Annotated in this window: 27 protein-coding genes and 2 pseudogenes; 14 read left to right on the top strand and 15 right to left on the bottom strand. The window is 64.3% G+C overall.

The window, feature by feature from the left end; translation table 11 throughout:
- Positions 1–101: 101 nt before the first annotated feature.
- The 3 genes from AC630_RS23560 to AC630_RS45565 form a co-directional block, all read right to left on the bottom strand.
- Positions 102–503 carry a RidA family protein gene (locus AC630_RS23560; protein WP_074120829.1) on the bottom strand — a complete coding sequence of 134 codons (402 nt, stop codon included), beginning with the start codon at positions 501–503 and terminating at the stop codon, positions 102–104.
- A 204-nt stretch (positions 504–707) separates the two neighbouring features.
- Complete coding sequence (locus tag AC630_RS23555; protein ID WP_074120833.1) at positions 708–1,547, bottom strand: cell envelope integrity EipB family protein; 840 nt, start codon at positions 1,545–1,547, stop codon at positions 708–710.
- A 70-nt stretch (positions 1,548–1,617) separates the two neighbouring features.
- A complete protein-coding gene (locus tag AC630_RS45565; protein ID WP_167561263.1) occupies positions 1,618–1,779 on the bottom strand; it encodes a hypothetical protein in 162 nt (53 codons plus the stop codon).
- Between AC630_RS45565 and AC630_RS23550 the strand changes: the two genes are divergently transcribed.
- The 4 genes from AC630_RS23550 to AC630_RS23535 all read left to right on the top strand — a co-directional run bounded on the left by AC630_RS23550 (position 1,778) and on the right by AC630_RS23535 (position 4,962).
- Positions 1,778–2,245: a RidA family protein gene (locus AC630_RS23550; protein ID WP_074120828.1), complete on the top strand. Its 468-nt coding sequence runs from the start codon at positions 1,778–1,780 to the stop codon at positions 2,243–2,245. The genes AC630_RS45565 and AC630_RS23550 overlap by 2 nt on opposite strands.
- 10 nt (positions 2,246–2,255) lie before the next feature.
- A complete protein-coding gene (locus AC630_RS23545; RefSeq protein WP_074120827.1) occupies positions 2,256–3,002 on the top strand; it encodes a glycerophosphodiester phosphodiesterase in 747 nt (248 codons plus the stop codon).
- Between the two features lie 240 nt (positions 3,003–3,242).
- Complete coding sequence (locus tag AC630_RS23540) at positions 3,243–4,484, top strand: GNAT family N-acetyltransferase (protein WP_074120832.1); 1,242 nt, start codon at positions 3,243–3,245, stop codon at positions 4,482–4,484.
- A 49-nt stretch (positions 4,485–4,533) separates the two neighbouring features.
- Positions 4,534–4,962 carry an HIT family protein gene (locus tag AC630_RS23535; protein WP_074120826.1) on the top strand — a complete coding sequence of 143 codons (429 nt, stop codon included), beginning with the start codon at positions 4,534–4,536 and terminating at the stop codon, positions 4,960–4,962.
- A 110-nt stretch (positions 4,963–5,072) separates the two neighbouring features.
- Here the strand turns inward: AC630_RS23535 and tsaA are convergent, their stop codons facing one another.
- The 4 genes and pseudogenes from tsaA to AC630_RS23515 all read right to left on the bottom strand — a co-directional run bounded on the left by tsaA (position 5,073) and on the right by AC630_RS23515 (position 7,872).
- Complete coding sequence (gene tsaA / locus AC630_RS23530) at positions 5,073–5,564, bottom strand: tRNA (N6-threonylcarbamoyladenosine(37)-N6)-methyltransferase TrmO (RefSeq protein ID WP_074120825.1); 492 nt, start codon at positions 5,562–5,564, stop codon at positions 5,073–5,075.
- Between the two features lie 30 nt (positions 5,565–5,594).
- On the bottom strand, positions 5,595–5,945 hold the full coding sequence (locus AC630_RS23525; RefSeq protein ID WP_074120824.1) for an AzlD domain-containing protein: 351 nt from the start codon (positions 5,943–5,945) through the stop codon (positions 5,595–5,597).
- Positions 5,942–6,683: pseudogene (locus AC630_RS23520) on the bottom strand (AzlC family ABC transporter permease). Before AC630_RS23520 ends, AC630_RS23525 begins: the two are co-directional and overlap by 4 nt.
- 238 nt (positions 6,684–6,921) lie before the next feature.
- On the bottom strand, positions 6,922–7,872 hold the full coding sequence (locus tag AC630_RS23515) for a transglycosylase SLT domain-containing protein (protein ID WP_074120823.1): 951 nt from the start codon (positions 7,870–7,872) through the stop codon (positions 6,922–6,924).
- An 89-nt stretch (positions 7,873–7,961) separates the two neighbouring features.
- Here AC630_RS23515 and AC630_RS23510 point away from each other — a divergent pair, with 89 nt between their 5' ends.
- The 7 genes from AC630_RS23510 (at position 7,962) to AC630_RS23485 (ending at position 12,065) form a co-directional block, all read left to right on the top strand.
- Positions 7,962–8,612 carry an HAD family hydrolase gene (locus AC630_RS23510; RefSeq protein WP_074120822.1) on the top strand — a complete coding sequence of 217 codons (651 nt, stop codon included), beginning with the start codon at positions 7,962–7,964 and terminating at the stop codon, positions 8,610–8,612.
- Positions 8,613–8,745: 133 nt separating this feature from the next.
- Positions 8,746–8,937 (top strand): hypothetical protein, encoded by a 192-nt coding sequence (locus AC630_RS23505; RefSeq protein WP_245330493.1) that lies wholly within the window; start codon positions 8,746–8,748, stop codon positions 8,935–8,937.
- Positions 8,938–9,082: 145 nt separating this feature from the next.
- Positions 9,083–9,253 carry a hypothetical protein gene (locus AC630_RS23500; protein ID WP_208867040.1) on the top strand — a complete coding sequence of 57 codons (171 nt, stop codon included), beginning with the start codon at positions 9,083–9,085 and terminating at the stop codon, positions 9,251–9,253.
- 30 nt (positions 9,254–9,283) lie between these two features.
- Positions 9,284–9,682: a hypothetical protein gene (locus AC630_RS23495; protein WP_074120820.1), complete on the top strand. Its 399-nt coding sequence runs from the start codon at positions 9,284–9,286 to the stop codon at positions 9,680–9,682.
- A gap of 66 nt (positions 9,683–9,748) precedes the next feature.
- Positions 9,749–9,910, top strand: coding sequence for a hypothetical protein (locus AC630_RS45560; RefSeq protein WP_167561262.1), 162 nt, complete (start codon positions 9,749–9,751; stop codon positions 9,908–9,910).
- A gap of 147 nt (positions 9,911–10,057) precedes the next feature.
- Positions 10,058–11,479, top strand: a complete 1,422-nt coding sequence (locus AC630_RS23490) for an MFS transporter (RefSeq protein WP_074120831.1) — start codon at positions 10,058–10,060, stop codon at positions 11,477–11,479.
- A 127-nt stretch (positions 11,480–11,606) separates the two neighbouring features.
- On the top strand, positions 11,607–12,065 hold the full coding sequence (locus AC630_RS23485) for a PEGA domain-containing protein (RefSeq protein WP_074120819.1): 459 nt from the start codon (positions 11,607–11,609) through the stop codon (positions 12,063–12,065).
- Positions 12,066–12,138: 73 nt separating this feature from the next.
- On the opposite strand, the gene clpA is transcribed toward AC630_RS23485, so the two are convergent.
- On the bottom strand, positions 12,139–14,550 hold the full coding sequence (clpA, locus tag AC630_RS23480) for an ATP-dependent Clp protease ATP-binding subunit ClpA (protein ID WP_074120818.1): 2,412 nt from the start codon (positions 14,548–14,550) through the stop codon (positions 12,139–12,141).
- Between the two features lie 286 nt (positions 14,551–14,836).
- Positions 14,837–15,169 (bottom strand): ATP-dependent Clp protease adapter ClpS, encoded by a 333-nt coding sequence (gene clpS, locus AC630_RS23475; protein ID WP_167561261.1) that lies wholly within the window; start codon positions 15,167–15,169, stop codon positions 14,837–14,839.
- Between the two features lie 366 nt (positions 15,170–15,535).
- Between clpS and AC630_RS23470 the strand changes: the two genes are divergently transcribed.
- Positions 15,536–17,542, top strand: coding sequence for a TadE/TadG family type IV pilus assembly protein (locus AC630_RS23470; protein ID WP_245330492.1), 2,007 nt, complete (start codon positions 15,536–15,538; stop codon positions 17,540–17,542).
- 75 nt (positions 17,543–17,617) lie between these two features.
- Here the strand turns inward: AC630_RS23470 and AC630_RS23465 are convergent, their stop codons facing one another.
- On the bottom strand, positions 17,618–17,956 hold the full coding sequence (locus AC630_RS23465) for a phasin family protein (protein WP_074120816.1): 339 nt from the start codon (positions 17,954–17,956) through the stop codon (positions 17,618–17,620).
- A 389-nt stretch (positions 17,957–18,345) separates the two neighbouring features.
- On the opposite strand from AC630_RS23465, the gene AC630_RS23460 reads away from it, so the two are divergent.
- Positions 18,346–20,190 carry a D-alanyl-D-alanine carboxypeptidase gene (locus tag AC630_RS23460; RefSeq protein ID WP_074120815.1) on the top strand — a complete coding sequence of 615 codons (1,845 nt, stop codon included), beginning with the start codon at positions 18,346–18,348 and terminating at the stop codon, positions 20,188–20,190.
- 221 nt (positions 20,191–20,411) lie between these two features.
- On the opposite strand, the pseudogene AC630_RS23455 reads toward AC630_RS23460, so the two are convergent.
- From AC630_RS23455 to AC630_RS23440, 4 genes and pseudogenes are all read right to left on the bottom strand, one after another.
- Positions 20,412–21,138 (bottom strand): annotated as a pseudogene (locus tag AC630_RS23455) (DnaJ domain-containing protein).
- Between the two features lie 358 nt (positions 21,139–21,496).
- Positions 21,497–22,246 (bottom strand): vWA domain-containing protein, encoded by a 750-nt coding sequence (locus AC630_RS23450; RefSeq protein WP_074120814.1) that lies wholly within the window; start codon positions 22,244–22,246, stop codon positions 21,497–21,499.
- Between the two features lie 148 nt (positions 22,247–22,394).
- Positions 22,395–23,255 carry an alpha/beta fold hydrolase gene (locus AC630_RS23445; protein WP_074120813.1) on the bottom strand — a complete coding sequence of 287 codons (861 nt, stop codon included), beginning with the start codon at positions 23,253–23,255 and terminating at the stop codon, positions 22,395–22,397.
- A 344-nt stretch (positions 23,256–23,599) separates the two neighbouring features.
- The gene (locus AC630_RS23440) at positions 23,600–24,523 is read right to left on the bottom strand and encodes a division plane positioning ATPase MipZ (protein WP_074120812.1); all 924 of its coding nucleotides are present in this window, start codon (positions 24,521–24,523) and stop codon (positions 23,600–23,602) included.
- Positions 24,524–24,797: 274 nt separating this feature from the next.
- Between AC630_RS23440 and panC the strand changes: the two genes are divergently transcribed.
- On the top strand, positions 24,798–25,649 hold the full coding sequence (panC, locus tag AC630_RS23435; RefSeq protein ID WP_074120811.1) for a pantoate--beta-alanine ligase: 852 nt from the start codon (positions 24,798–24,800) through the stop codon (positions 25,647–25,649).
- Positions 25,650–25,763: 114 nt separating this feature from the next.
- On the opposite strand, the gene AC630_RS23430 is transcribed toward panC, so the two are convergent.
- The gene (locus AC630_RS23430) at positions 25,764–26,204 is read right to left on the bottom strand and encodes a DUF1489 family protein (protein WP_074120810.1); all 441 of its coding nucleotides are present in this window, start codon (positions 26,202–26,204) and stop codon (positions 25,764–25,766) included.
- Positions 26,205–26,291: the final 87 nt, after the last annotated feature.

The following is a 26,291-nucleotide window of genomic DNA, read 5'->3' as shown; positions in this document are numbered from 1 at the left end:
TCATGCCGGTCTTGAAGGTGCGATTCGTCATGCCGAATCGTACCTTCCTTCCAGATAAGAATCTTGCCCAACCTCTTCGCTCTACCCATCCTACGGTCGCCTCAATCCGCGACCGCCACCGCCTCAATCTCGATCAGCCATTCCGGCGCGGCGAGCGCGGAGACGCCGACGAGGGTGCTGGCGGGCGGCTCCATGCCTTCGAAGAAGGCGGAACGAGCCTTGCCTATGATGGGGCGCAGCTCCGGCTTGTAGTTCACGACGAAGGTCGTGATCTTCACGATGTTGGCGTAGGTCGCGCCGGCCGCCTTCAACGCGTGCCCGAGATTCTGCATCACCTGCGTCGTCTGCGCGGCAAGATCGCCCTCGCCGACGATCCGCCCCTCCTCGTCCACCGACACCTGGCCGGAGATGTAGATCGTGCGTGCGCCGGAGGCGGTGACGACGTGCGAATAAGCCGGATTGTGATGCAGGCCGCTGGGCCGGAGATGATCGAGCTTGGGCATGAGCTACCTCCCGGAGGTTTTTGGTTGGGAGGGAGCGTAGCTGGAGAGGGAGCTGAGGGCTAGCCCGTCATTGCGAGGAGCGAAGCGACGAAGCAATCCAGAATTTCTCCGCGGAGGGATTCTGGATTGCTTCGCGGAGCCTGTCATCGGGCCGCGCCTCGCGCGGACCCGGTGGCTCGCAATGACAGCGAGCGAGACGAGCCCTCAATTGCAGGGCTTGCTGTCCTTTACGTCGAACTTGCCCATCGCGCCGGAAATCACAAAATCGTTGTAATCGAGCACGAGCTGGCGCGAGACGCCGTTCTCATAGAGCTCGAACGACATCGCGTAGACCGGCGTCTGCTCGCCTTCCTTCTGCTGGACGTCGCGGTCGAAATAGCTGACGGTGACGGGCCAGCGCTTCAGCGATCTCATGTGCTCGTCCGTGGTCGACGGATCGGGCAAGGCGGTGCGGTCGGCGGGGATTGGCTGCCCGATCACGGTCAGGGTGTTGTAGACCTTCTGGCCGTCGTCGGAGCCGTCATAGACGGACAGCTCGAGCAGCGACTTGCCTTCCTTGGCCGCCGCGATGATGCGCTGGATCTGCTCCGTAGGGAACACGATCTTGCCGTCGAGTGTGAAACTCTTCGGCGCCGGCAGCTTCAGCTTGACGTTGATGTGGTCGCCATCGCGCTCCGCCGAACCGTCGACCCGGCCAGCGTCGGCCTCGTTCATCCGCGTCTCGATCTTGAAGCGGTAGCTCTTTCCGGCGGCGTCCTCCCAGGAATTGGAGCGGAGGTCGCTGAGCGTGACCTTGCCCTCGCCGCTGTCGAGCTCGGAGACCTGGCGGAATTCGGAGGTGTAGCCCTCGCACGAACTGCCGGTGAAATTGTAGAGGATGCGGCCGCGAGCGCTGTTGACCGAATTGGAGCGCGATTTGACGAGGCTCAGATCGTAGAGCGCCTGGTGCGGGAGGAACGGACCATTGGCGGCCTGCGCGCCGCTGCCGAAGGCGGCCGCCGCGAGCGCCATCACACCGAGCGAAGTCCGGAAAAGGTGCAGCATGTCCATTCCTTGGGGAAGCGCAGATTCGACATTTTAATGACCGTTCCATTGCGTCGCAACTGAGGCCGTTTCACGTAAAGTTGCGGCCCTCGCGTTGAACCGCCTGCCCTGCCTCAACAAAATGCACCCGCTTCGGGTTGCTTGCATGTGGCTGCACGATGGGCGAAACAGGGCGCGCGCCGTCCAGCGGACGCGCCAGGGTGGATGAATTTTGGACAACGAGGTCGAACATGGCGGGCACGGTCGAGCAGAAACTGGCGGAACAGGGCATCAAGCTGCATGATGCTCCCACTCCCGTCGCCAACTACGTGCCGTTCGTGCGCACCGGTAACCTGCTGTTCGTCTCCGGCCAGGTCTGCTTCGATCCTGCCGGCAAGCTGATCGCCAAGGGCAAGCTCGGCGCCGGCGTTTCCATCGAAGACGGCGCCGCGGCAGCGCGCGGCTGCGCCGTCAACCTGCTGGCTCAGGTCAAGGCGGCGCTCGGCGACCTCGACAAGGTCGTGCGCGTGGTGCGCCTCGGCGGCTTCATCAACTCCGCCCCTGATTTCCTGGACGGGCCGAAGGTGCTGAACGGCGCCTCCGACCTGATGGTCGCCGCTTTCGGCGACAAGGGCCGTCACTCCCGCACCACTGTCGGCGTCGCCTCGCTTCCTGCGGATGCGGCGGTCGAGGTCGAAGGCGTGTTCGAGGTCGCCTGAGGCCAGCATCGTGCGTGCTCCGGATTGGCTGACAGCCCGGCCGGTCGCCCATCGCGGCCTGCATGACATTTCGCGTGGCATTGTCGAGAACATGCCGGGCGCAGTGCAATCTGCGATCGCGGGCAATTTCTCGATCGAGGTCGATATCCAGCTCTCGGCCGACGGCGAGGCCATGGTGCATCACGACCATGCCCTCGGCCGCCTCACCGAAGCCACGGGCCAGGTGATCGAGAAGACCGAGGCGGAGCTGAAGGCGATCAAGTTCAAGGACACCGCCGAGCGGATGATGTCGCTCAGCGATCTCTGTGCCATGGTCGCCGGCCGCGTGCCGCTGGTAATCGAGGTGAAGAGCCGCTTTGGCGGCGACCGCAAGCTGGTGAAGCGTATGGCCGAGGTGCTGGCGTCGTATCAGGGGCCTGCCGTCGGCATGTCCTTCGATCCCGATCAGGTGCTGGCACTGCGCGAGCTGTTGCCCTCCCGCCCGCGCGGCATCGTCGCGCAGCGGACCTATGAGGACGAGTATTGGGCTTATCTGACGCAGGAACAGCGCGACAGCATGCTGTACCTGCGCCACGGCTTTCAGACCCAGCCGCATTTCGTCGCCTTCAAGGTCGACCACCTCCCGGCCCCCGCCCCCTGGATCGCCCGCAACGTGTTCGGCTGCGCCCTGCTTGGCTGGACCGTCCGCACGCCGGAGCAGCGGACGCGCGTCGGGCAATATGCGGATCAGATGATCTTCGAGGGGTTCGTGCCGTAGGACTTGCGCGCGCCCACGCTCGTGCCCCGGACGCGCTGCAACGCCATAGCGCGTCGAAGACGCGCGTGAACGCGCTTATTGCGTTGCTGCGCAGAGCCGGGACCCACACGGCTTGTGCATGCGTTGGCGCGGGCCCCGGCTCTGCAGCGCACCGCCAAGGCGCTGCGCTGCGTCCGGGGCACGAGAGCGTGTGGTTCCTGGCCCTTGAAGTCGCTGCTGCAATGCACGATCTTGGGCGCGATGGCATCATCTGAAATCACGCTCGAGGCTGTACCGTCCATTGGCGAGGTAGCTGCCGAAGATTGGGACGCTTGCGCCAACCCCGGCGGGAAGTGCAACGGGCATGGCGCGGGAACCTCATCCGGGCTTCCAGGCGATTCCCTCGGCCTCTCAAAGCCCGCCTATAACCCATTCGTCTCGCACGCATTTTTATCCGCCGTTGAGAAATCGGGTTCAGCAACAATCCGCACCGGCTGGGGGCCGCGGCATCTCGTGGCCAAGATCGACGGCCGCGTCGCCGGCGTCGTGCCCTGCTATCTGAAATCGCATTCGCAAGGCGAGTACGTCTTCGACCGCGGCTGGGCGGACGCCTATGAGCGCGCCGGCGGACGTTACTATCCGAAGCTACAGGTCTCGGTTCCCTTCACCCCGGCGACGGGACCGCGGCTGCTGGTCCGCGACGGAGTCGATCGCGAGCGCATCTCGGAGGCACTGGCGAGCGGGCTCGTGGCGCTGTGCGGCGTCAGCAAGGCCTCCTCGGTGCACGTCACCTTCGCGCGCGAGGCCGAGTGGAAGCTGCTCGCCGAGCACGGCTTCCTCCAGCGCACCGACCAGCAGTTCCACTGGCACAACGAGGGTTTTGCGACCTTCGACGATTTTCTCAGCACCCTGAACTCGCGTCACCGCAAGTCGATCAAGCGTGAGCGGCGCGATGCGCTCGCCGCCGGCATCACCATCCACTGGCTCACGGGAAACGACATCACCGAGAACGCCTGGGACGCCTTCTTTGACTTCTACATGGAGACCGGCTCGCGCAAGTGGGGCCGGCCGTATCTCACACGCGAATTCTTCTCGCTGATCGGCGAGACCATGAGCCAGGATGTGCTGCTGGTGATGGCCCGCCGCAACGGCCGCTGGATCGCGGGCGCGATCAACTTCATCGGCTCGGACACGCTGTTCGGCCGCAACTGGGGCGCGGTCGAGCATCATCCCTTCCTGCATTTCGAGGTCTGCTACTATCAGGCGATCGACTTCGCCATCAAACACGGCCTAGCGTATGTCGAGGCCGGCGCGCAGGGCGAACACAAGATCGCGCGCGGCTACCTGCCGCGGACGACCCATTCCGCCCACTTCATCGCCGATCCCGGCCTGCGCCGCGCCATCGACGACTACCTCAAGCGCGAGCGCGCCTATGTTGCGGAGGCTGGCCGCGAGCTCGCCGAGCTCGGCCCGTTTCGCAAAGGCGCCGACGAGGCGCCTTGACGGTTCGCCGTGGCTGATGACAGTAAGCGCACAATTCCAGGGAGCCGCCATGACCGCCTACGACACCAACAACATCTTCGCAAAAATCCTGCGCGGCGAGCTGCCCTGCCACAAGGTCTATGAGGACGAGCACGTCTTCGCCTTCCTCGACATCATGCCGCGCGTGCCCGGCCATACGCTGGTGATCCCGAAGGCTCCTGCCCGCAACATCCTCGACATCAAGCCCGACGATTACGCCCATGTCGCGCGCGGCACGCACAAGATCGCCGCCGCTGCGATGAAGGCGTTCAAGGCCGACGGCATCACCGTGCAGCAGTTCAACGAGCCTGCCGGCGGACAGGTGGTGTTTCATCTCCACATGCACGTGATGCCGCGCCACGAGGGTGTAGCGATGCTGCCGCCCGCCAGCCGCAAGGAAGACGTCAAGGTGCTGGAAGAGAACGCGACCAGGCTGATCGCAGCGCTGAAGGCGGGCTAACGCTCTCCACTCGTCATTGCGAGCGAAGCGAAGCAATCTAGGCTGCCTCGGCAGAGACAGTCGGGATTGCTTCGTCGCAAGGGCTCCTCGCAATGACGGCTGGAAAGACCTCACTCCGTCTGAAAATCCCCCGGCTGCGGCGCGGCCAGCGGCGTGAACTCGCAGCGGTCAGGCTTGATGTCGATCAGCGGCGTGTTGTCGATGCAGTCGAGGCCGCGCACCAGAATGGTGCTGCCTTCGATGCCCACGAGCTTCACGATCGAGGTGCCGATCGGATTCGGTCGCACCGGCGAGCGCAGCGAAAACGTGCCGCGGGTTTTCTCGTTGTTCTTCGGGCTCTGCAGGACGATGTCGCGGCGGGAGCGGTCGAGCCAATACAGCACTTCGAGATTGCTGTAGAAGTCCACGCCCTTGATCGCCGGTACGAACGGCTCGAAAATCTCGAGTCGGCATATCGGACCATCGGCGCGGCCCTGCCGCGGCGTCTCCAGCCGCGAGGTCCAGGGCGTACGGATGCGGCCGACGAAGAAGAGGCCGACATCCTCCGTCGACGGCAGCTCGATGGCGACCTCGCCCTCGCGGAGCTCGTTTTCGCGAACCATATTTCCAATTCCCTACTATTCGCGAGGGTTTTAGCCCAACCACCACCTGCCGGCCAGCATGAAGACTTCGCCCGCCACCACGCCCGCGAAGATCGAGCGGCGGGTCAGCAGGAAGACGACGAGGCCGGCGGCCACCGCGCCATAGCGCAAGGCGTCCGGCACGCTGGCAAGCGCTCCGGGCGGCTCGACCACGATCTGGGCGATGACGCCGGCCAGGATCGCGGTGGCGACCGCCCTCACCCAGACCAGGAGCTCGGAGCCCTCGTCGATGCCGCCGCCGAACCACAGGCCGAGCATGCGCCATATCTGGTTGGGAACAACGCCGGCGACGAACAGCACGGCGAGCGCGTGCCAATCGCCGATGAGCTGCGCGAAATTCATGCGCGCACCTCCCGCCACCAATGCACGCCATAGGCGATCGTGCCGGCCGCAATGCCGCTGACGAGGATGTCGAGACCGGAGTTCATCTTCGCGGCCAGTGGATAAAGGAGAATCCCCAGCACGAGCGCCACGACGTCCGCGATCTCGCGGCTGTTGCGCGCGGTCGAGAACAAAAAAAGACAGCGGGGTCAGCAGCAGGATCGCCGCGCCCAGCGTCTGCGTGAGGTTGGCGGCGAGGAAATAGCCGACCGTGTTGGCGGTGAGGCACACGGAGACGAGGCCACAGCCGAGGCCGTGAACGAAGGCGATGCGCCGCTCGCGCGGCACCTGCGGCAGGAAGCGGTGGCACTCGACCCACAGCGTCACCGCGGTGAGGTGCGCCGCGAAGATCAGCTCGCGCCGCTTGGTCGTTGGCGTCCGCATCAGCGGCAGCACCGAGACCACCATCGGAAACAGCCGGATCGCGCTGACGGTCACAGCGATCGCCGACTGGATGATGGTCGCACCCGAGCCGAGCGTGGTGATCAGGATGATCTGAGCAGGACCCGCCCAGACGAACAGCGTCGAGGCGAGCGCCCAGGCCAGGCTGAAGTGAGTGTCGTGGGCCAGCGCGCCGATGCCGAGATAGGTCACGAACAGGACGATGGTGAGGATCGTCTGCGTGATCGAGCGCAGCCCCCACGCGAAGGCGCGCCAGGGACTTTGCCATTGAGGGGAATCGAGCGGAGGGAGCGCCACGGGAGTTTGGGCCGGGGAGAGGAATCGTGCCTGCATAACGGGCGATGCGCCGACCGGCGTCAAGGAAGCGCGCGGCGGGGCTGGCATGCGTACTAAACGCCGCACCCAGCGCCGTCATTCCGGGGCGCGACGAAGTCGCGAGCCCAGAATCCATCGCGCAGCGGTGACTGCGGGAAAATGGATTCCGGGCTCGCGCCAAGGGGCGCGCCCCGGAATGACGAGGGCCGAGAGACCCACCCTACCCGCTGACGCCCCTGTTCTTCAGTACGAAGCACGCTCCACCGGCTTTGCGGATGCGGTTGCAGAGATCATCTGCCTCGCTGCGCGTATCCGCGCCGATACGAACCTGGTAGAACGTGTGCGTGCCGCGGCTACGCATCACCGATGAGAGCAGGCTCGGATCGCGGCCGCCGATCACCGCGCTCAGCCGCGTGACGGCGCGGGAATACATCGCCAGCGCTCTGTTACGGTCGAAGCCGGCCGCGAGCTGCACGCCCCAGACCTTTGCCGCGGCGAGCTCGACATGCTGCTCGAGTTCGGCGACGAAGGCATTTGGCGCACGCTTCAACAGCGCCATCAGAGCGCGGCAGCTCGTCGGCGGCGAGCTCGGCGGCCCCTTCCCGGTCGCACCGGCCTTGGCCCAGGCATCGACCGTTGCGCCGGTGATGGCGAAAACATAGTTGCGCGTCTGCTCGGGCATGCCGCCGGTGCCGGCAAGCCATTCCTGCACCCGCCGCGGCCCGGCATTGTAGGCGGCGGCCGCAAGTCCGAGATTGCCGAACTGGTTGCGCAGCTCGTTCAGGAACTCCGCCGACTTCGGCAGCGCCTGCACCGGGTTGAAAGGATTGAGCAGCCCGCGCTCGCTCGCGGTGCCTGGCATGAACTGAGCGATCCCCTGCGCGTGCTCGCCGCTGCGCGTCATGGGCCCCATCGCGTCGGCCTGGAAGCGGCTTTCCTGCCAGATGACGCGGGCGAAGAACTCCAGCGGAAGATTGGCATCGCGCGCGGCTGCCTCCACGATCAGGCAGATCGATTCCCGCGTGTCGCTCTCGCGCGCATCAGGCTTTTCCGGCGGCCTCGCGAGCTCCTCGACGCTCGGGTGCACGAACCGGTTCGGCGCCTCCTGGCCAAGCGCAGGCCACGCCGCGAGGGCGTGGCACAACACGGCGAGAACCCGGGCTATACGCATGGCGTCCACAATACAGGGGAAATCGGACCTTGACTTGGGGGCCCAGCCAACTAGCAACGGGCGACAGTATCAACGCCGGTCCCGCCCTGATGGTTACAATCTATTTTGATCTCGACGGCACGCTGACCAACCCGAAGCCCGGGATCACCCGCTCGATCCAGTACGCGCTGGAGCGGCTCGGCGTCGCGGTGCCGAGCGAAGACGAACTGGTCTGGTGCATCGGCCCGCCCCTGCATGCGAGCCTGGAAAAGCTCACTGGCCGCGCGGAACTCGCCGACCGGGCGCTCGTGCTCTATCGCGAGCGCTTCAGCGATGTCGGCCTGTTCGAGAACGAGGCCTATAGCGGGATCAACGACACATTGTCCTCGATCGCAGCAACGCGTCAGCGCATGTTCGTCGCCACCAGCAAGCCCGCGGTCTATGCCAACCGCATCATCGATCATTTCGGCTTGCGGCCCTATTTCGAGCGCGTGTTCGGCTCCGAGCTCGACGGCACGCGGGTCGACAAGCGCGACCTGCTCCGCTACGCGCTCGACGAAGCCAACGTCGATCCCCGCAGCGCGATCATGATCGGCGACCGCAGCCATGACGTGGTCGGCGCCCGCACCAACGGCATGACCGCCATCGGCGTGCTCTACGGCTACGGCAGCGAGTCCGAGCTCATGGAGGCCGGTGCACATCACATCTGCGCCGCACATCCCGAGCTGCTTGGCCACTGTGTGGCCTCGCGGGCCACGTAGACATCAGTCCCAGCCTTCGCTTTGGACGAAGGCAATGCTCGGCAATTCCAGATTGTCAGGTCCTGCGGCGTGCATCAGGGTGGCCCGCATGAGGACTCACTCGACGATAAGCGGATCGGAGCTGTTGCTGGGTGTGATCGCGATCCGGCTCGCGGTGCTGGTCCTTGTGGGCTGGAGCCTGACGCTCCTGCCGCGGCAGGCGCGCGACAGCGAACTCGCCTGCTTCTCCCCGCCCGCAACAAGAAACGAGGCTCAGCCTCAAGCGAAGACGATCGGCCCGCGCGTTAGCGATGCCGCATTGGATGACATGCGTTTGCACGACTAGGCCGTTCCCGGGCAAGGCCGGCATGTGAGCGATAGCTGATGCCGCTCGGCCTCGATCAGGGCATCGGCGCGGGAGTCTGGTCGAATGCAAGTTCAGTCAGGAGATCCGCCTCGGCAATTTCAGCCTGATCCTCGGACGCAACATTTTGCTGCAGGTCCGCGACGAAGGGGTGCTCGATGTCCAGCACCTCTACATCGACACAACAAAGCCGGATCTGGTCGGCCGCATGGAAGGCGTGCCCTACACACGCACACGTGACAAGTTCGAGCCGAGCGCCGCACTGGGCCAGTCGCTTCTCGCGAAACACATGGAATGAATGTGGATGCGTGCCCCACGAGGAGGAAACATGAAAAAGTCTGTCACCTTCAGCTTCATCGCTCTGGTCCTGAGCTTGATGGGAGCCGGCCATGCACAAACCACAACTCCGCCGACGCCTACCACGCGAATCCTCGCGATCGGGACGTTGAACCCCGGCGTCGATCCCGTCGCGGCGCGGGCGATCCTGCCGGCGGAAGTCAGGGAGACGGTGAAGCTCTATCTGGATGGCAAGATCGAGCAATGGTACTCGCTCCAGGGGCGTCCCGGTGTGGCTTTCATTCTCAACCTCACGGACCCGGCAGCGGCGCACGAGATGCTCGAAAAGCTGCCTTTGGGGCAGGCCCATCTCATGAGCTTCGAGCTCATCCCGCTGGCCCCGCTCAATCCGCTGCGGCAATTGCAGGGCATGGCACCGGGCTCGCCATAGGGGACTTGAGCTGCATCAAGCCGGCCCGCGCCGGCCGTGGCATCGTGCGCCCTGCGAGGCCACCGAATGCGCCGATTTGCCATGAAGGCCCTGTTCACGGTGCTCGATCTGAACCGCGCCGAGCGGACGCGCATCGATTGGGATCGCACCGTTATCGTCGTCTCGACGGCGGTAACGATTGGGCTCGTCGCGCTCTACATCTTCGGCAAGTCGACAGCGCGCTGGTAAGCCCACGAAGGCCGTCCTCCCCCATGCTCAAAGCGCCGGGGGGCCTGCTTGCAGCAAGGGAACCGTCCGCGTCCTGCCGGGTTGCGATCAATCCTGCAATTTCATAATCCGGGGATGTTCACGGCCCTAACCAAGCTCGCCTCTCTCATGTCGTTCGCCCCTATCGAGCATGCCGACGGCCTGCCGCAGCCACAGCGCAACCTGGCGATCCTGACCATTGCGTTCGGTATCATCATGGCGGTCGTCGACAGCGCCATCGCCAACGTCGCGCTGCCGACAATCGCGGCCGACCTCGACGCGAGCGCGGCCTTCTCGATCTGGATCGTCAACGGCTACCAGCTCGCGATCACGATCTCGCTGCTGCCGCTGGCCTCGCTCGGCGAGATCGTCGGCTATCGCCGCGTCTATCTGGTGGGGCTCGCGCTGTTCACGCTGGCATCGGCGTTTTGCGCACTGGCACACACGCTGCCGCTGCTGACGATCGCGCGCATCGTCCAGGGTTTTGGCGCGGCGGGAATCATGAGCGTCAATGCGGCGCTGGTGCGCTTCACTTATCCGCGCACCCTGCTCGGCCGCGGCATCGGCCTCAACGCGCTCGTCGTCGCCTTCTCGGCCGCGGTCGGCCCGACGCTCGCCGCAGGAATCCTCGCGGTTGGGAGCTGGCCCTGGCTGTTCGCCATCAACGTGCCGCTCGGCGCGCTAACGCTGGTCCTGGGCCTGCGCAGCCTGCCGCACACCAAGCCCGCGAGCCATTCCTTCGACTGGCAGAGCGCAGGGCTTTCGGCGATCACGTTCGGGGTCGGCATTGCCGCCATCGACAGCGTCGGCCATGACGAAGCCCCCGTCGTGTACCTCGTCCAGTTCGCGATCGCGATCGTCGCGGGCGCGATACTGATCTACCGCGAAACCCACATGACTTCGCCGCTGCTGCCGGTGGATCTTTTGCGCATCCCGGTCTTCGCGCTCTCGATTGCGACCTCGATCGCCTCGTTCTGCGGGCAGATGCTGGCCTTCGTCGCGATCCCCTTCTACCTCCAGAGCCGCTTCGGCTATTCGGCGGTGCATATGGGCCTATTGATCACGCCCTGGCCGATCGCGGTGGCGTTCGCGGCCCCGCTCGCCGGGCGCCTGGTCGAGCACTATCCGGCCGGCCTGCTCGGCGGCATCGGGCTCACGCTGTTCGGCTGCGGCCTCGCCGCACTCGCCTTCCTACCCGCGAGCCCGACGCCGCTCGACGTGATCTGGCGCATGGCGCTGGCTGGTGCCGGCTTCGGCCTGTTCCAGACCCCCAACAACCGCACCATGATCGCCGCCGCCCCGCGCGAGCGGTCCGGCGGCGCCAGCGGCATGCTTGGCACGGCGCGCCTGCTCGGCCAAACCACCGGCACAGCGCTGGTGGCGCTGTTCCTCGGCCGCTATCCGCAGGAAGGGACCCGGATCGCGCTCCTCACCGGCGTCGGTTTTGCGCTCTGCGGCGCCACGCTGAGCATGCTGCGGCTATCGCCCGCGGGCGCGCGCGGCGCCGAGCAAGTCCGTGTGCAGGACGACCAGCGGCTGCGGGGCGAATAGCAAGAGCCCGCGCCCAGGTTTCTGCCATTCTCGTGCACAACCGGTGCGTGGCTTAACTATTTGGACCAACGACGTATTGCCCTCCCGTTCTGATTGCGCTTCACTGGCGGTGGGACAAGGGCATTTCATGCGTTCATTTGGGATTGTGGCGCTCAGCGTCATGCTGGGCGGCTGCGCGTCTGTCACGCGCGGCACGACCGAGAACATCAGCATTTCATCTACACCTTCGGGCGTTGAAGCCGTTGTCAGCGGAATGGACGTTCCGACCACCTGCACAACGCCTTGCTCCGTGGTCGTCAAGCGGAACGCCGACATCTCGATTACCTTCCAGAAGGAAGGCTATGAACCTCAGATCGTGCCGCTCAGCCGAGACATACCGACCTCAGGGGCCGCCGGCTTTGCGGGCAATCTCCTGCTGGGCGGTGTCGTCGGCATGGGGGTCGATGCCGCGACGGGGGCGGCAACCGATCACAAGCCGAATCCGGTCATCGTGACGATGCAGCCGTCAGCGCCCGCCCGCGCGCGGCCGCCTGCGCCGAAGAGACCGCGGCCGCCGCCTGCCACCGCGCCTGAAGCCGGCACTTAGACTCCGGCACTGCAACGCAAACAAAAAAAAGCCGGCTTTTCAAGCCGGCCTTTTCGATTCATGACGCTCGCGATCAAGCCTTGACCAGCGGGCCTTTGGAGGTCGGCCCCTTCGAGCCGCCAGGGCCACCGCCCGGCTTGGACTTGCCTGGCGGGCGCTTGCGGGTGCCGGGCAGCTTTTCCTGCTTCGGCGTAACCGGGCCATCGAGGAACTCGAAGCCGATCTTGTCCTTGGTCTCGTCGGCCTCGTCCTTGACCAGGACGACGCGGACGTGGCCGCCACCCTTCAGCTTGCCGAACAGCACCTCGTCGGCCAGCGGCTTCTTGATGTGCTCCTGGATCACGCGGGCCATCGGCCGCGCACCCATCTGCTCGTCATAGCCGTGCTGGACCAGCCAGGTCTTGGCGGGTTCGGTCAGCTCGATGGTGACGTCGCGGTCGCCGAGCTGCGCCTCGAGCTGCAGCACGAACTTCTCGACCACCGTGCCGATCACCTCGACGCTGAGATGGCTGAACGAGACAATGGCATCGAGACGGTTGCGGAATTCCGGCGCGAACTGCCGGTTGATCGCCTCGTGGTCGTCGCCTTCCCGCTTCGAGCGCGTGAAGCCGAACGCCTGCTTGGCGAGATCCGACGCACCCGCGTTCGTCGTCATGATCAGGATCACGTTGCGGAAGTTGACCTGCTTGCCGTTGTGATCGGTGAGCCGGCCGTGATCCATGATCTGGAGTAGCACGTTGTAGAGGTCGGGATGCGCCTTCTCGATCTCGTCGAGCAGCACCACGCAATGCGGATGCTGGTCGACGCCGTCGGTGAGCAGGCCGCCCTGGTCGAAGCCGACATAGCCGGGAGGCGCGCCGATCAGGCGCGACACGGTGTGCCGCTCCATGTATTCGGACATGTCGAAGCGCAGCAGTTCGACGCCGAGCGACGCCGCGAGCTGTTTTGCGACCTCGGTCTTGCCGACGCCGGTCGGACCCGAGAACAGGTAGCAGCCGATCGGCTTCTCCGGCTCGCGCAGGCCGGCTCGCGCCAGCTTGATCGAAGCGGCGAGCGACTCGATCGCCTTGTCCTGGCCGAACACGGTGCGCTTCAGGGTCTGCTCGAGATGCTTGAGCACCTCGGCATCGTCCTTGGAGACACTCTTCGGCGGAATCCGCGCCATCGAGGCGATCGTGGTCTCGATCTCCTTGATGCCGATCGTCTTCTTGCGCTTGTTCTCGGCCACCAGCATCTGCGCCGCACCGGATTCGTCGATCACGTCGATCGCCTTGTCCGGCAGCTTGCGGTCGTGGATGTAGCGCGAGGAGAGCTGAACGGCGGCCTCGATCGCCTCATTGGTGTACTTCAGCCGGTGGTAGTCCTCGAAGTACGGCTTGAGGCCCTTGAGGATCGCGATCGCGTCCTCGACCGTCGGCTCGTTGATGTCGATCTTCTGGAAGCGCCGCACCAGCGCGCGGTCCTTCTCGAAGTGTTGGCGGTACTCCTTGTAGGTCGTCGAGCCCATGCAACGGATCGTGCCCGAGGCAAGCGCGGGCTTGAGCAGATTCGACGCATCCATCGCCCCGCCCGACGTCGCGCCCGCGCCAATCACGGTGTGGATCTCGTCGATGAACAGGATGGCGTTGGGATGCGCCTCAAGCTCTTTCAGCACCTGCTTCAGACGCTCTTCGAAATCGCCGCGATAGCGCGTGCCGGCGAGCAGCGTGCCCATGTCGAGCGAGAACACGGTGGCAGCCGCCAGCACCTCCGGCACCTCGCTGTCGACGATGCGCTTGGCGAGACCTTCCGCAATCGCGGTCTTGCCCACGCCGGCCTCGCCCACGAACAGCGGGTTGTTCTTCTGTCGGCGGCACAGCACCTGGATCGCGCGATTGATCTCGGAATTGCGTCCGATCACCGGATCGATCTTGCCGTCGCGCGCCTTCTTGTTGAGATTGACGCAATAGGTCTCGAGCGCCTCGCCCTTCTTCTTGGCGTCCTCGGTGCCCTTGGTCTCGGTCTCCTCGTCGACGCCGCGCACGGGCCGCGCCTCGGAGACGCCCGGCCGCTTGGCTATGCCGTGGCTGATGTAATTGACGGCGTCATAGCGCGTCATGTCCTGCTCCTGCAGGAAATACGCGGCATGGCTCTCGCGCTCGGCGAAGATTGCGATCAGCACGTTGGCGCCGGTCACCTCTTCGCGACCGGAGGACTGCACGTGGATCACCGCGCGCTGGATCACGCGCTGGAATCCGGCGGTCGGCTTGGCGTCATCTGCGCCATCCGTCACCAGATTCTCGAATTCCGTTTCAAGATAATTGACCAGGCTCGCGCGGAGCTTGTCGAGATCGACGCTGCAGGCGCGCATGACGGCAGCGGCATCGGAGTCATCGATCAAGGAGAGCAAAAGATGCTCAAGCGTCGCGTATTGGTGATGACGCTCGTTTGCGATCGCCAGCGCACGATGCAGGGATTGTTCAAGGCTTTGGGAAAAAGTCGGCATTCGCGTCCTCTATGGCCCCCACCATCATGATCGTCATCGCCCGGTCAGGCAACAACAACCTTTGTCACATATAGTTATACAAGATCGCGGCGAAAGACCGGTTCCGCGACTCGGCGGCTGCACACCCACGGCCTTTTCGATGCAAAACCCGTTCCGAATTGGGCGGGATCGGCACCGGCGCAGAATTCCGGACCTTGCCGGCAGCAACAGGCGCCGCGCGCAGACATCACGCGACGATCACACTGCAACATACACAGGAGCCGGCCTCAACGCGCCGTGAGGCGTCTTACTTCTTTTCCATCACGCATTGCAGCGGGTGCTGGTGCTTGCGGGCGAAATCCATCACCTGCGTCACCTTGGTCTCTGCGATCTCGTAGGTGAATACGCCGCACTCCCCGATGCCGTGATGATGGACGTGCAGCATGATCTTGGTCGCGGCCTCGACGTCCTTCTGGAAGAACTTCTCGAGCACGTGCACGACGAACTCCATTGGCGTGTAGTCGTCGTTCAGGATCAGCACGCGGTACAGGTTCGGCCGCTTGATCTTTGGCTTGACCTTGGTGATCACCGACGTGTTCGGCCCCGTCGGACCGCCGGAACGGTTCTCGTCGTTGCTCATTCGGGGAGCTTGGGCGGCGGCGGCCGCGGACAGGTCAAATATGGAAGCAATCTGCGGCATGGCTCAGGCGTTCGAATTTCCCCATGGAAGCGAGTGACGGTCCGCCGCGCAGCTCCACCCTTCGGAGCTTCACACAGTCGCGCCACGTTGTTGGATCGCCGCTTCCAACCGGTCCGGTCCAGGCCGGATCGATTGCCGGGAATATGGGCCTGCCCCCGTCTTGCCGCAAGCGTGCAAAGGTTCGGCCGCAGCGGCCCCGATTCCCGGTCGGGGCGATCCCGGCCAAGGTTAATCAATCCGGACCGATTTGACAAAAATTTCCGCCTCGCCCGTTTAGAACATATTGACCAGGAACCTGACCGCAGCATGACCGCGGCGGTTTTGCGCGGGATACGCCCGGCTTTCCAAGGTCCAATTTACCTAGTGTTCAAGGGCTGTGGCACGAAATGGGGCAAAATCAGAGATTCGGGGATCGTCATGTTTCGTCTGCCCGTTGCCAGCCGCATTGGTCGACAGTTCGCCCGCTTCGCACCGGCCGAGCAAGGCAATATTGCCGTGATCTTCGCGATCGTGCTAGTGCCGATCCTGTGCTTCATGGGCGCAGCCGTCGACTACAGCCGCGCCGTTCGGGCGCGCTCTGCTATGCAGTCGGCACTCGACTCCGCCGTGTTGATGCTGTCGAAGGACCTGACCTCGGGCACGATCACGACCTCCCAGATCAACGCGCAGGCCCAGAGCTACTTCACCGGACTTTATACCAACACCGAGGCGCAAGGGGTTACCGTCGCGGCCACTTATACCGCGGCTAGCGGCAGCACGCCGGCGACCATCCTCCTGGCCGGCTCCGGCAATATCAAGTCGGACTTCATGCAGATCGCCGGCTACCCGACGCTCCCTTTCAATACGACGTCGACGACCACCTGGGGCGACGTCAAGATGCGCGTGGCGCTGGTGCTCGACAATACCGGATCGATGTCGCAAAATGGAAAGATCACCGCTCTGAGGAACGCCGTGGCCGGAAGCAGCGGACTGATCGATCAGCTCAGCAAGCTCAGCAAGAATGATGGTGACGTCTATATCTCGGTCATTCCCTTCGCCAAGGTCGTCAATGTCGACTCCAGCAACTACGGCCAGAGCTGGATCGACTGGACCGATTGGCTGAATCCGCCGACGGCGCAGCCCGCCAATGTGCCTGGAGGTTATCAAGCGAGCCTTCCCATGAATTGGCATGCCGTAGGACCGGGCGCGCGATGTCCTTGGTCGAACAGCAGCGGCGGCTTCTATTGCACAAGTGGGTCTGCGAACGGCAGCTCGAAATACACGGTCAGCGGCGTGAACGTTGTTCCCGCGAGTGGCTACATTTGCCCGAGCGTCAATGCGAACTCCCAAACGTTGTACAACGGCTGCTGGGAGAGCAAATCGGCGGGCACCGGAACGTTCTGCTCGGGGAGTTCGAGCTGCAGTTGCCCGCTGGATGCCTCCGGCAGTAAAGTCTCCGGCTGCAGTTGCACTGGCAGCGGCAGCAGTACGTCATGTACGGGCAATCTCTATACCCATGACTGGACGCAGCCAGGGCCTAACGACTTTATCCACAATACGAACCAGCCCCGGGTGAGCGCCGTCGTTGGCTTTGCCGGCAACAAATGGACGGCGACCAATTCGACGCCCACAGTGCAAAACAATTGGCAGCAAGCATCCACCAACCCGATCAGCACCTGGACAGGCTGCATCGCTGATCGCACTCAACCCAACGACGCGACCGGCGTGTCGCCGTCGTCCTCCGATGTCACGACGCTTTTTCCGGCCAACCAATACGTCTCCTATTGCAGCAGCAGCGCTTCCCCTCAGCTCGAGCCGATTATCCCATTAAGCTACAACTGGAGCGCGCTGAAGACCGCGGTCAACGCGATGCAACCAACCGGTAGTACCGACCAGGCGGTCGGGCTCGCCTGGGGATGGCAGTCGCTCCTGCAGGGCGCTCCGTTGAACGCGCCAGCGGAGAGCGCCAGCACGACCTACAACAGGGTCATCATCCTCTTATCCGACGGTCTGAACACTGCAGACCGCTGGCCGGCCTATGGCAACGGCAGCAATCAGACCACTACCTACGGCAACGGTACGTTCCCCGGCTCGATCGACGCCCGCCAGCAGATCCTGTGCGACAACCTGCACAACGCCAAGGATTCCAACGGTGTGCCGATGTACACGATCTACACCATCCAGGTGAACACCAGCGGCGATCCGACGTCGACCATCCTGAAGTATTGCGCGAGTAGCGCGGACAAGTTCTACGAGATCACCAGCTCGACCCAGATCGCGACCATTTTCAACACGATCGGAACGCAACTGAGCAAGCTCAGGCTGGCGAAATAGGCCGGCATGACCGCCCACGAAGAAAGCCCGGCTGAACCAGCCGGGCTTTTTGATTCCAGGACTCAGACGGGAGAGTTACTGAGCAGCCGGGGTAAACTTCGACACGACGGTCTCGACCGGCTTGAACGCCTGCTTGGCGAGGTCGCTGTAGAGGCCGGCGATCTTCTGCGATTCCGCCACGAAGGTCTCGTAGGCGGAACGGGCGAAATCGGTCTGCGCTTCCACGGCCTTTTCCAGCGACTTCACGCCGGAAAGCTTCTCGACGAAGGACTTGGTGTCTTCGAACGACTTCTTGGTGTAGTCGCCATAAGCGCTGGCGATCGCCTGGAGGCCGTGCTGCACCGAGGTCGCGGAAGCAACGCACTGCTCGAACTGCTCTTTCCCGTAGTTCTGAAAGTCTTCAACCTTGAACATTTCGGAATCCTTTTCCCTGGCTCGCGTCGGGAAGCCCCGGCTCCCTGACTCCGCTCAAAATTAGTGCAACGCACAAAAAAGTCAAGAATCCTTGTGCGACGCACAAAAATAGATCCAAGTCGCGGAGAACCCCGGGGATCCCCGCAAGGGTTCCTTAAGCTTTTGGAAACCGCGGCCCCCTACCCTGATTCCCTGGGCGTGTTCAGCTTCCGCAGGCGGTCGAAAGCCGTTTGAGAACATCACCTTAGCCAGAACAGCGGCTCAGGCCCAACGTCCTCCGCAGCGAACACCAGCGGAGGGACAGCCTGAGCAGGTAATGATCCCGGGTCCATTGGGCACAATTTCGCCTCACGAGCCGGTGATCAAGTTAGAAACGGGGACGGGGTTTCATGCTTCGTAAAAACTTGTCTTCATCGCGCTTGGCGCGGGTTGGCGTTTTCGGGCTTCTTACGGTCACCACAGCAGTCATCTTCACCACCGATGCTGCCGAGGCGCGGCGCCACCGCCGCCATTACGCGCACCACCGCGTGCAGCGCGATGTGTCCGAGAGCTCCAGCTCGAAATTCGCCTCCATCATCGTGGACGGCAATTCCGGCTCAGTGCTCCAGTCGACCAGCCCCGACGGACTGCGCCACCCCGCCTCGCTGACCAAGATCATGACGCTCTACCTGCTGTTCGAGCGTCTCGAGTCCGGCAAGATGAAGCTCGACACCGAAATGCCGGTGTCGCAGCACGCCGCCGATCAGGATCCGACCAAGCTGAATCTGCGTGCCGGCCAGACCATTCGCGTCGAGGACGCGATCAAGGGTCTCGTCACCCGCTCGGCCAACGACGCAGCGGTGGTGATCGCGGAAGCGATCGCCGGCGACGAGGACGACTTCGCCACGATGATGACGCGCAAGGCGCGCTCGCTTGGCATGTCCAAGACGGTCTACCGCAACGCCAACGGCCTTCCCAACGACGAGCAGGTCACGACCGCGCGCGACCAGGCTACGCTCGGCCGCGCCATCCAGGAGCGCTTCCCGCGCTACTACCGCTATTTCTCGACCACCACGTTCAACTGGCGCGGACAGTCGATCCGCAACCACAATCACCTGCTCGGCAGCGTCGAGGGCGTGGACGGCATCAAGACCGGCTACACCCGCGCCTCCGGCTTCAATCTCGTGACCTCGATCCGCCGCGGCAATCGCCATCTGATCGGCGTGGTGCTCGGCGGCCGCAGCGGCGGCTCGCGCGACGCCATCATGCGCAACCTGCTCGCCGAGAATCTCGAGAAGGGCGCGACTACTCACACTGTCGCTGCGGTCACCGACCGCAACGGCGCCGACGCCAATACCGACGTCGCCGATGCATCGGATACCCCGGCCCGTCCCGCTCCGCAGGTCCAGGCCGCGGCCGCCCCTGCCCCCGAAGCAGCCCCGTCGCGCCTCGCCTCGCGCCTGTCCGCCCTTGCGGCCGCGACCGCCGCGATGCCGCCGGCCCAGCCCAAATCTGAAACCAACAAGCCGGAAGCGAGGCCAACTGAATCCAAGATCGAGCCGGCGCCGCTGACGAATGGCGTGATCTCGAGCCAGCCGCTGGCCATTATCCCCGGCTCGTCGGAACCGATGAAGCCGGTCCGAGTGAAGACGGTTCAGGTCAAGGCCGGCGCCGTGAAGGTCGCCTCCGCCGCTCCGGCCCAAGTCGCACCGCAGGTCACCAACACGATTGCGGCCCGCTCCGACGTCGCGGAAACCTCCGGCGCCGTCGTTGCTCGGGCCGACCTCATCAACAAGCCCGAGGTCGCGAGCCAGCCGGAAGCGCCGAAGGCCGAGATCGCCCGCACCGAACTGCCGCGGCAGCCGGCTGGCTTCGGCACCGGCAACGGCATCCTGGGCGTACTGCCGGCCGCAACGGCCGCCGCGCCCGCCCCGGCTGCTGCAAAGCTCGCTTCCGCCGATCCGCAGCCGATCCAGATGAGCGCCACCACCAAGCCGGTCGTCACCCACAGCGGCTGGATCGTCCAGGTCGGCGCGCTCGAAAGCGAGAACGAAGCCCAGCATCGCATCGACGCGGCGCGCAGCTCGGCCCGCGGCCTGCTCAGCAAGGCTGACCCGTTCACCGAGCCGGTCGTCGCCAAGGATAATCGCAAGCTCTATCGCGCCCGTTTCGCCGGGCTTGAGCGCGACCAGGCCGAAGCCGTCTGCCGCGCCCTGAAGCGCGCCGAGATCTCCTGCATCACAGTCCGCAACTAATCTCCTGCCCCGCTCCGAAAAAATGCCCGCGCCTTGCGCGGGCATTTTTGTTTCCGCGAGCGATTTCGCAAACTCGGTTCCGTAACAACCTCTCGTCAAGGATTTACGGTTAAAACTTTACTCAAGGGATCGACCACGCCGACAATGGCGGGCATCGGGGCGACGGCAAACAGAGCAAGCGGAGCTCACGCGGTACGGGCGTTTGTAGCGTGGTGCCGGAGTTAGCCGTTATGCGTACGAAGCAAAGTATCCTTGGCCTCGTTTACACGGGCAGCGAGGTACGTCGAGCCCCCTTGGTCGGGATGGAGTTTCTTCATCAGGGACTTGTGAGCCCTGCTGATGTCGTCGCGCCCCGCTCCCGGCTGCAGGCCAAGGATCTGATAGGCTTCCTCCGTCGTCATTTTGCCGCTCGCCGCCGTGCGGCGCTGCCCCCCCTGCCGCATCGCTCTGCGCGTTTTGACGCCAAGCGGGAAACCGGCGGTCCAGATAGCTTTCAAGTAAGGCCACGCTCTCGGCGTCGAACGCCGGGACCATCGCCAGCAAGCCAGCGAGATCGAACTCGTCGAGATCGCGCCCGGCGTATGGCCCGGCAACGATCTGGCCTCCGAGCTGGCCGGAATTGTGGTCGAGCCGCATGTCCAGGAATTGCGAACGCACGCGCGAGGCTTGGCCAGACGGGCGCGACGCACCGCCACCGAACAGTCCTCCGACACCGCCGAAGCCGGCGTTCGCCAGCGGCGTCCAGCCGAGCAGCCCGGCGCCAAAAATCCCGAGCGGGATCGCCACCGCCAGTTCGCCCCGCAAGCCCGTGAAGGCTGCGACCGCCAGCGCCACTACGCCGCCGCCAAGCTTGATGGCGCGCGCCAGCGCTGCCGGATTGGCGGCACGGAACATCTGGAGCAGCAGATAAAGCGTGATAACGGCGACAGCGCCGGCGATCAGGGTCATGGCCGGAATATAGTCGCCCTGTTGTGAAAAAGCATGGCGTCCTTCCGTGCGTCCACGATTGGGTTCTGACACGAGAAGTTCGTTTGCCGATATGCGCCCTGCCCGATTATTCCGGCGTGGCTTGTGGTGCGCTACGGGGTGCCGTCCTGCAAGGCCGTGTTCGGGGCGATGTCGGTTCTGCTCGCTGCGGTGACGGAGGTGACGCCAGCTTCGCAGGGATGTGGCCACGTTTTGGGGGAGACTATGAACCAACGGGTTCAAGCCGCCGATCGTGCCGGCTGCCTGATCCTGCAAGGACGGTTGTTGCCGCCGTCGGTCGCGGCTCCTCCTCCACCGCAAGCCGCGCCGGCTTTACCGGCTACTTCATCTGCCCGATCAGCTTGGCCGCGCCGTTCGCGCCCTTCGCCAATTTCAACAGCGCCTCGCGGCCGCCGGCGGCGTAGGCCGCGGCAGCGCGCAACAGCTCGCGCAACTGCGCCGCCGCGCCTGGATCGAACCGGCACCATGCGCCGCCGGTCAGGCGCGCGATCTCGCGAAAGGCCCGTTCGGCTACCGCGTCATCGCCTTCCTGAAACAGGAAGACCGGCACCTTGAGCATGCCGAGCTCGCCGGCCTTGGCGCAGAGCTCATCGATTTTCTCCTCCATGGCGTCGCCGACGAAGACGACGGCACGCACGCCAGATGCAACCGCCTCGCGCCGCGCCTCACTCAGCACCTTGCCGATCTGCGTGTCGCCGCCGCGGCAATCGATCTTGCTCATGAGCGTCGCAAGTCTGGCGCTGTCCGATATCCATCCGGTTGCGCGGCACTCGTTGAGGCCGCGATAATAGACCAGCCGGATGTCGAGACTGCCGAGCGCCGCGGTCTCGCGAAACATGTCGGCCTGAAGCGCGCAGGCCATGTCCCAGGTCGGCTGCCGGCTCATCGTCGCGTCCAGCGCGAAGATCAGCCGCCCTTTCGCGCCGGGCGCATGCGGCGACAGCGCACGCGCCTTGGCTACGAAGGCGGCGATGTCCTCCGAGGTCGAGGTCCTGGCTTGCGGCAGCGGACCGCCTGCTTGCGCCGAGACGGCATCGCGCCCGCGTGGTTTGATGGGTTCGCCCGACATCCCTGCTTACACCTTGCGTGAGCAGCTAATGTGGTCAGCGTGCACGGCCCGGTCAATGTGCAAAGCCTCCGCAAGCAATGCCGGCGGAGGCTTGGAAATAAGTTCTGCCTGGACGCGAAACGTCAGCTTTTGACGTCAGCTCTTAACATCAGCTCTTGGCGGGCGCCATCAGGGCAACCGGGCCGGGTTCGAGGATCTTGGGCGGGGCCGAACGGGTGTCGACGGGCGCGATGTCGCTGTCCGTATCGCTCAGGAATTTGTCGAGCATGCCCTGGATCGAGTTCTTGGCCGCATCCGGACCGGTGTCACGCATGTCGTTATGCTGGAATTCGGTCTTCACAACCTGGATGCCGGCCTTCTCGCACTCCTCGTCGGTCGGGATCACGCCCGCATCGGTCTTGAACTGCGGATCCTTGGAACGGAACGACAGGATCTTGAACCTGCCGGCGGTGACGAAGGGCACGCGCAGATTGTCGAGCGTGACGACCTTCTTGACCTCATCCGGATACTGCTTGGCGAAGTACATCGTGATGTCGCCGCCCATGGAGTGGCCGACCATCGTTACCTTGTCATAGTCGGCATTGGGCTGAACCTTCTTCATCTCCTGCATGGCGAGATGAATGTTAGCGACGCCGCGCAGGATCTGCGGCAGCCGGCCGACATAGAGCTCGCCCGGCTTGGTCACCATCGGAGGATCAGTCGGCAGATCATGCTGCGGGCTCACAACCATATAGCCGCGCGCAGCGAAGATGTTGGCGAGGAAGCCGTACTCGGTGTTCTTGACGGTATTGCCGTGATTGATCACTGCGACCGGCAGCGTGATCATGCCGGCGTTCGCCTGCATTTCCTTGTCCCAGCGGACCGCGATGTCGACGGGCACCGGACGGTTGTCGCGCGAAGCATCATAGAAGGTGACGGTCTCGTGTTTGATCGCCCACTTGCTCGCCGTGAAATAGGCGACGCCGCAGAGGGCACTGACACAAACCAGAACGGCAATTCCACGCTTCATTTTCGTCCTCAGCCTCAGGCTCTTGCGGCCTGATCCCTGTTGAAAATCGTGTTGTTCCGGGGCTCTTTGGCCCCTTGTCGCCTATTCCCTAATATATGTCACAGCCACGTGACAGGAAGGCCAAATATTGTGAACTGACAGCCCTTTCATTGTGCGGCGCACACGTTTCTTGGGCATCCCGTTCTCGTACGGCTACGTCAGGGTGTAGATCACTATCCGACGCAACCGGTCTCGATCAGGTTCAATTTCCCAGTAGTCGCACGGGTAAAAACGGCAAGGCACGGACTCAGTTCCGGCGGGAACCGGCGATTTCAATCGGCCAGAAGTAGCGATATACCGCCGCGTCAGACGCCCAGGATGTCGTGGACCTCGAGCGGCTTGTCGACCTGGCTGAACCACTCGGCACGATTGGCCGCGCGGCGGCGGCCGCGCTCGTCAAGCGGCAGCTTGAGCTGGCGGAGCAGGCTCGTCACCTCTTCCCGCGCGGTGAGATGGCCGAGATTGGGCCGCATGCCGAGCGTCGCTTCGTCGATCTGGTCGAGAGCAGTCAGGCCACGCGGGAAAAACTCGCGATAGACGACCCGTTCGGCGAAGCCGTCGACGTAGCGGAAGCCGAGCCGCAGCGACAAATCCTTCAACCCGTCGGCGACGAGCTGCTTGTTGCGTGAGCCGAGCATCGACAGGCGGTTGCGCACGACGATCCAGTCCGTGGTCGCGCCGTCGAGCTGGCGGCGCTTGCGGCGGGCATCCCGCACCATCTCGGCGTAGTGGCTCTCGCCCGTCACCGCATAGCTGGCGGGATCGACGGTGCCGAGCACGTCGAAATCCAGGAAGCTGTCGTTGATCGGCGTGACCAGCGTGTCCGCCATCGAGTGCGCAAGTCGCATCAGGTAGCTGTCGGTACCGGGCGTATCGATGACGATGAAGTCGAAACTGCTCTCGACCGCCGAAACCGCTTCCATGAACTGCTGGAACTCGGAATTCTCATTCTCGGCGATCTGCATGGTCTCGCCGAGCTTGATGCAGCGATGCACCGGCAGTTCGAGGTCGAGCTTGGTGCGGCGCGCCCAGGCGGAACGGTTGCTGATGTAGCGGGTGAAACTCTGCTGACGGCAGTCGAGGTCGATGGTGGCGACGCGCTGGCCGGCCTTCAGGAGCGCAACCGCGATGTGCAGGGCGGTGGTCGACTTGCCGGAGCCGCCCTTCTCGTTGCCGAGCACGACCACATGCGCCGAGCCCGATTGGCCTTGGCTAGCTTGCACGAGCATAGCGATCCTCAACGCCCCTAACGAATATCTTCAAGTTGGCCGCGTCTGCGGTCAAGTGAAATGCGCGACAGGTAATGCAAATCGTAGCGCGCCGTTCTTCATCAGGAGTCGCGGCGGCGTTGCGCGTCTGTCATCCAGTCCACAATGTCGCGGCATCCCGCGCGGGATGCTGTGCCGCATCCGGATGCATGGCGTCCACGATCGCCGCTTGTTAAGGTTAGTCGGCCGGGCGCCGGGCCACGCCAGCGCCGATTCCCAACCCTGCCGAGTCCTGATGTCACGAAGCCCCTTGATCGCCCGCACGGTCCCTGCCCTGCGACGCGCCGTCGACACTCTTCGCAAGCGAAAGGCCACAATCGCGCTGATCCCGACCATGGGGGCACTCCATGACGGGCATGTGTCGCTGGTACGCCTCGCCAAGCGGCGCGCGAGCCGCGTCGTGGTGTCGATTTTCGTCAACCCGACCCAGTTCGCACCGACCGAGGACTTCGGTGCCTATCCGCGAACCTGGAAGGCGGACATCGCCAAGCTCGCGGCCGAGAACGTCGACATCGTCTGGCACCCCGGCGTCGAGGCAATGTATCCAGACGGCTTTGCGACCCGCATCGTGCCGGAGGGACCGGCGATCGCCGGCCTCGAGGACCGCTTCCGCCCGCATTTCTTCGGCGGCGTCGCCACCGTGGTCGGCAAGCTGTTCACACAATGCCGGCCGGACTTCGCGATCTTCGGCGAGAAGGACTTTCAGCAATTGCGGGTGGTGACGCAGATGGCGCAGGATCTCGATCTCGGCGTCAAGGTGATCGGCTCCCGCACCGTACGCGAGCGAGACGGGCTCGCGATGTCCTCGCGCAACGCCTACCTCTCGCCGGATGAGCGGCAGACCGCCACCGTCCTCTACCGCGCCATGAAGGAGAGCTCCGGGCGCATCCGCGCCGGCGAAGCGATCGCGCCCGCGATGGCGCGCGGCGCCGAGATGATCAAGGCGGCCGGCTTTGCGCTCGACTATTTCGAGGCCCGCCACGCCGCAACGCTTGCGCCGGTCGCCTCGCGCAAGGACGGCCCCTTGCGGATCCTGGTCGCGGCCAAGCTCGGCTCCACCCGGCTGATCGACAATATCGCGGTGTGACGGCCCAGTTCGATCTTGCACGTGGCGTGAGCGGCGTGCTGGCGCTGGTCCATGCCATGCCGCCCACCGACTGGGCGCGGCTGCATATCGTCACGCCGCCCTAGCTGGCCTTGCTCAGAGCAGTCCGAGATCGCGCAGCTCGCGCCGCATCGGCTCCGGCATGGCCGCGATCGAGCCTGCGGCGGACTTGCCGAGGTCGGGCGGGACTGAATCGTCAGTGAGATAGCGCCACCCCTGGAACGGGCGCATCGGCCGCGGCGACACCGAGATCACCTTCGGTTGCATCACGATCCGGCAACGGCCGATACCATCCTTGTCGCAGAACGGCTCGATGCCGATGATCTTTTCGCGCGCAGCGATCTCGCCCTTGATCACCCAGTAGAGCGACCCGCCCGCGAGGATCTCGGCGTCGCGCTTGGGGACCATGCGGGTGATGTGGATGTGATGTTGCGGCAGCCCCTTCTTCTTGGCGGCCTGCATCCGTTCGGCAATCCACCCCTTCAACTCCTTGACGGAGTCGCAGCCGACGGCGAGCTTGATCAGGTGTAGTGGCATGCCCAACCATTAGCCGGGCAGCCACGCATTTGGAATGACGATTCTATTGGTTATCCGCAGCCGCGGGAGCGGGAGCCGGCGTCGACG

Source organism: Bradyrhizobium sp. AS23.2, from assembly GCF_001908185.1.
Classification (GTDB): domain Bacteria; phylum Pseudomonadota; class Alphaproteobacteria; order Rhizobiales; family Xanthobacteraceae; genus Bradyrhizobium.
Note: the sequence above shows the minus strand (reverse complement) of the source record. Positions and strands in the feature narration are given on the sequence as shown.

Excerpts from the sequence above, each read along its gene's own strand:
- AC630_RS23560 (WP_074120829.1), bottom strand. The coding sequence starts at position 503 with ATGCCCAAGCTCGATCATCTCCGGCCCAGCGGCCTGCATCACAATCCG.
- AC630_RS23555 (WP_074120833.1), bottom strand. The coding sequence starts at position 1,547 with ATGCTGCACCTTTTCCGGACTTCGCTCGGTGTGATGGCGCTCGCGGCG.
- AC630_RS23550 (WP_074120828.1), top strand. The coding sequence starts at position 1,778 with ATGGCGGGCACGGTCGAGCAGAAACTGGCGGAACAGGGCATCAAGCTG.
- AC630_RS45565 (WP_167561263.1), bottom strand. The coding sequence starts at position 1,779 with ATGTTCGACCTCGTTGTCCAAAATTCATCCACCCTGGCGCGTCCGCTG.
- AC630_RS23540 (WP_074120832.1), top strand. The coding sequence starts at position 3,243 with ATGGCATCATCTGAAATCACGCTCGAGGCTGTACCGTCCATTGGCGAG.
- AC630_RS23535 (WP_074120826.1), top strand. The coding sequence starts at position 4,534 with ATGACCGCCTACGACACCAACAACATCTTCGCAAAAATCCTGCGCGGC.
- tsaA (WP_074120825.1), bottom strand. The coding sequence starts at position 5,564 with ATGGTTCGCGAAAACGAGCTCCGCGAGGGCGAGGTCGCCATCGAGCTG.
- AC630_RS23525 (WP_074120824.1), bottom strand. The coding sequence starts at position 5,945 with ATGAATTTCGCGCAGCTCATCGGCGATTGGCACGCGCTCGCCGTGCTG.
- AC630_RS23515 (WP_074120823.1), bottom strand. The coding sequence starts at position 7,872 with ATGCGTATAGCCCGGGTTCTCGCCGTGTTGTGCCACGCCCTCGCGGCG.
- AC630_RS23510 (WP_074120822.1), top strand. The coding sequence starts at position 7,962 with ATGGTTACAATCTATTTTGATCTCGACGGCACGCTGACCAACCCGAAG.
- AC630_RS23495 (WP_074120820.1), top strand. The coding sequence starts at position 9,284 with ATGAAAAAGTCTGTCACCTTCAGCTTCATCGCTCTGGTCCTGAGCTTG.
- AC630_RS45560 (WP_167561262.1), top strand. The coding sequence starts at position 9,749 with ATGCGCCGATTTGCCATGAAGGCCCTGTTCACGGTGCTCGATCTGAAC.
- AC630_RS23490 (WP_074120831.1), top strand. The coding sequence starts at position 10,058 with ATGTCGTTCGCCCCTATCGAGCATGCCGACGGCCTGCCGCAGCCACAG.
- AC630_RS23485 (WP_074120819.1), top strand. The coding sequence starts at position 11,607 with ATGCGTTCATTTGGGATTGTGGCGCTCAGCGTCATGCTGGGCGGCTGC.
- clpA (WP_074120818.1), bottom strand. The coding sequence starts at position 14,550 with ATGCCGACTTTTTCCCAAAGCCTTGAACAATCCCTGCATCGTGCGCTG.
- clpS (WP_167561261.1), bottom strand. The coding sequence starts at position 15,169 with ATGAGCAACGACGAGAACCGTTCCGGCGGTCCGACGGGGCCGAACACG.
- AC630_RS23470 (WP_245330492.1), top strand. The coding sequence starts at position 15,536 with ATGACCGCGGCGGTTTTGCGCGGGATACGCCCGGCTTTCCAAGGTCCA.
- AC630_RS23465 (WP_074120816.1), bottom strand. The coding sequence starts at position 17,956 with ATGTTCAAGGTTGAAGACTTTCAGAACTACGGGAAAGAGCAGTTCGAG.
- AC630_RS23460 (WP_074120815.1), top strand. The coding sequence starts at position 18,346 with ATGCTTCGTAAAAACTTGTCTTCATCGCGCTTGGCGCGGGTTGGCGTT.
- AC630_RS23450 (WP_074120814.1), bottom strand. The coding sequence starts at position 22,246 with ATGTCGGGCGAACCCATCAAACCACGCGGGCGCGATGCCGTCTCGGCG.
- AC630_RS23445 (WP_074120813.1), bottom strand. The coding sequence starts at position 23,255 with ATGAAGCGTGGAATTGCCGTTCTGGTTTGTGTCAGTGCCCTCTGCGGC.
- AC630_RS23440 (WP_074120812.1), bottom strand. The coding sequence starts at position 24,523 with ATGCTCGTGCAAGCTAGCCAAGGCCAATCGGGCTCGGCGCATGTGGTC.
- panC (WP_074120811.1), top strand. The coding sequence starts at position 24,798 with ATGTCACGAAGCCCCTTGATCGCCCGCACGGTCCCTGCCCTGCGACGC.
- AC630_RS23430 (WP_074120810.1), bottom strand. The coding sequence starts at position 26,204 with ATGCCACTACACCTGATCAAGCTCGCCGTCGGCTGCGACTCCGTCAAG.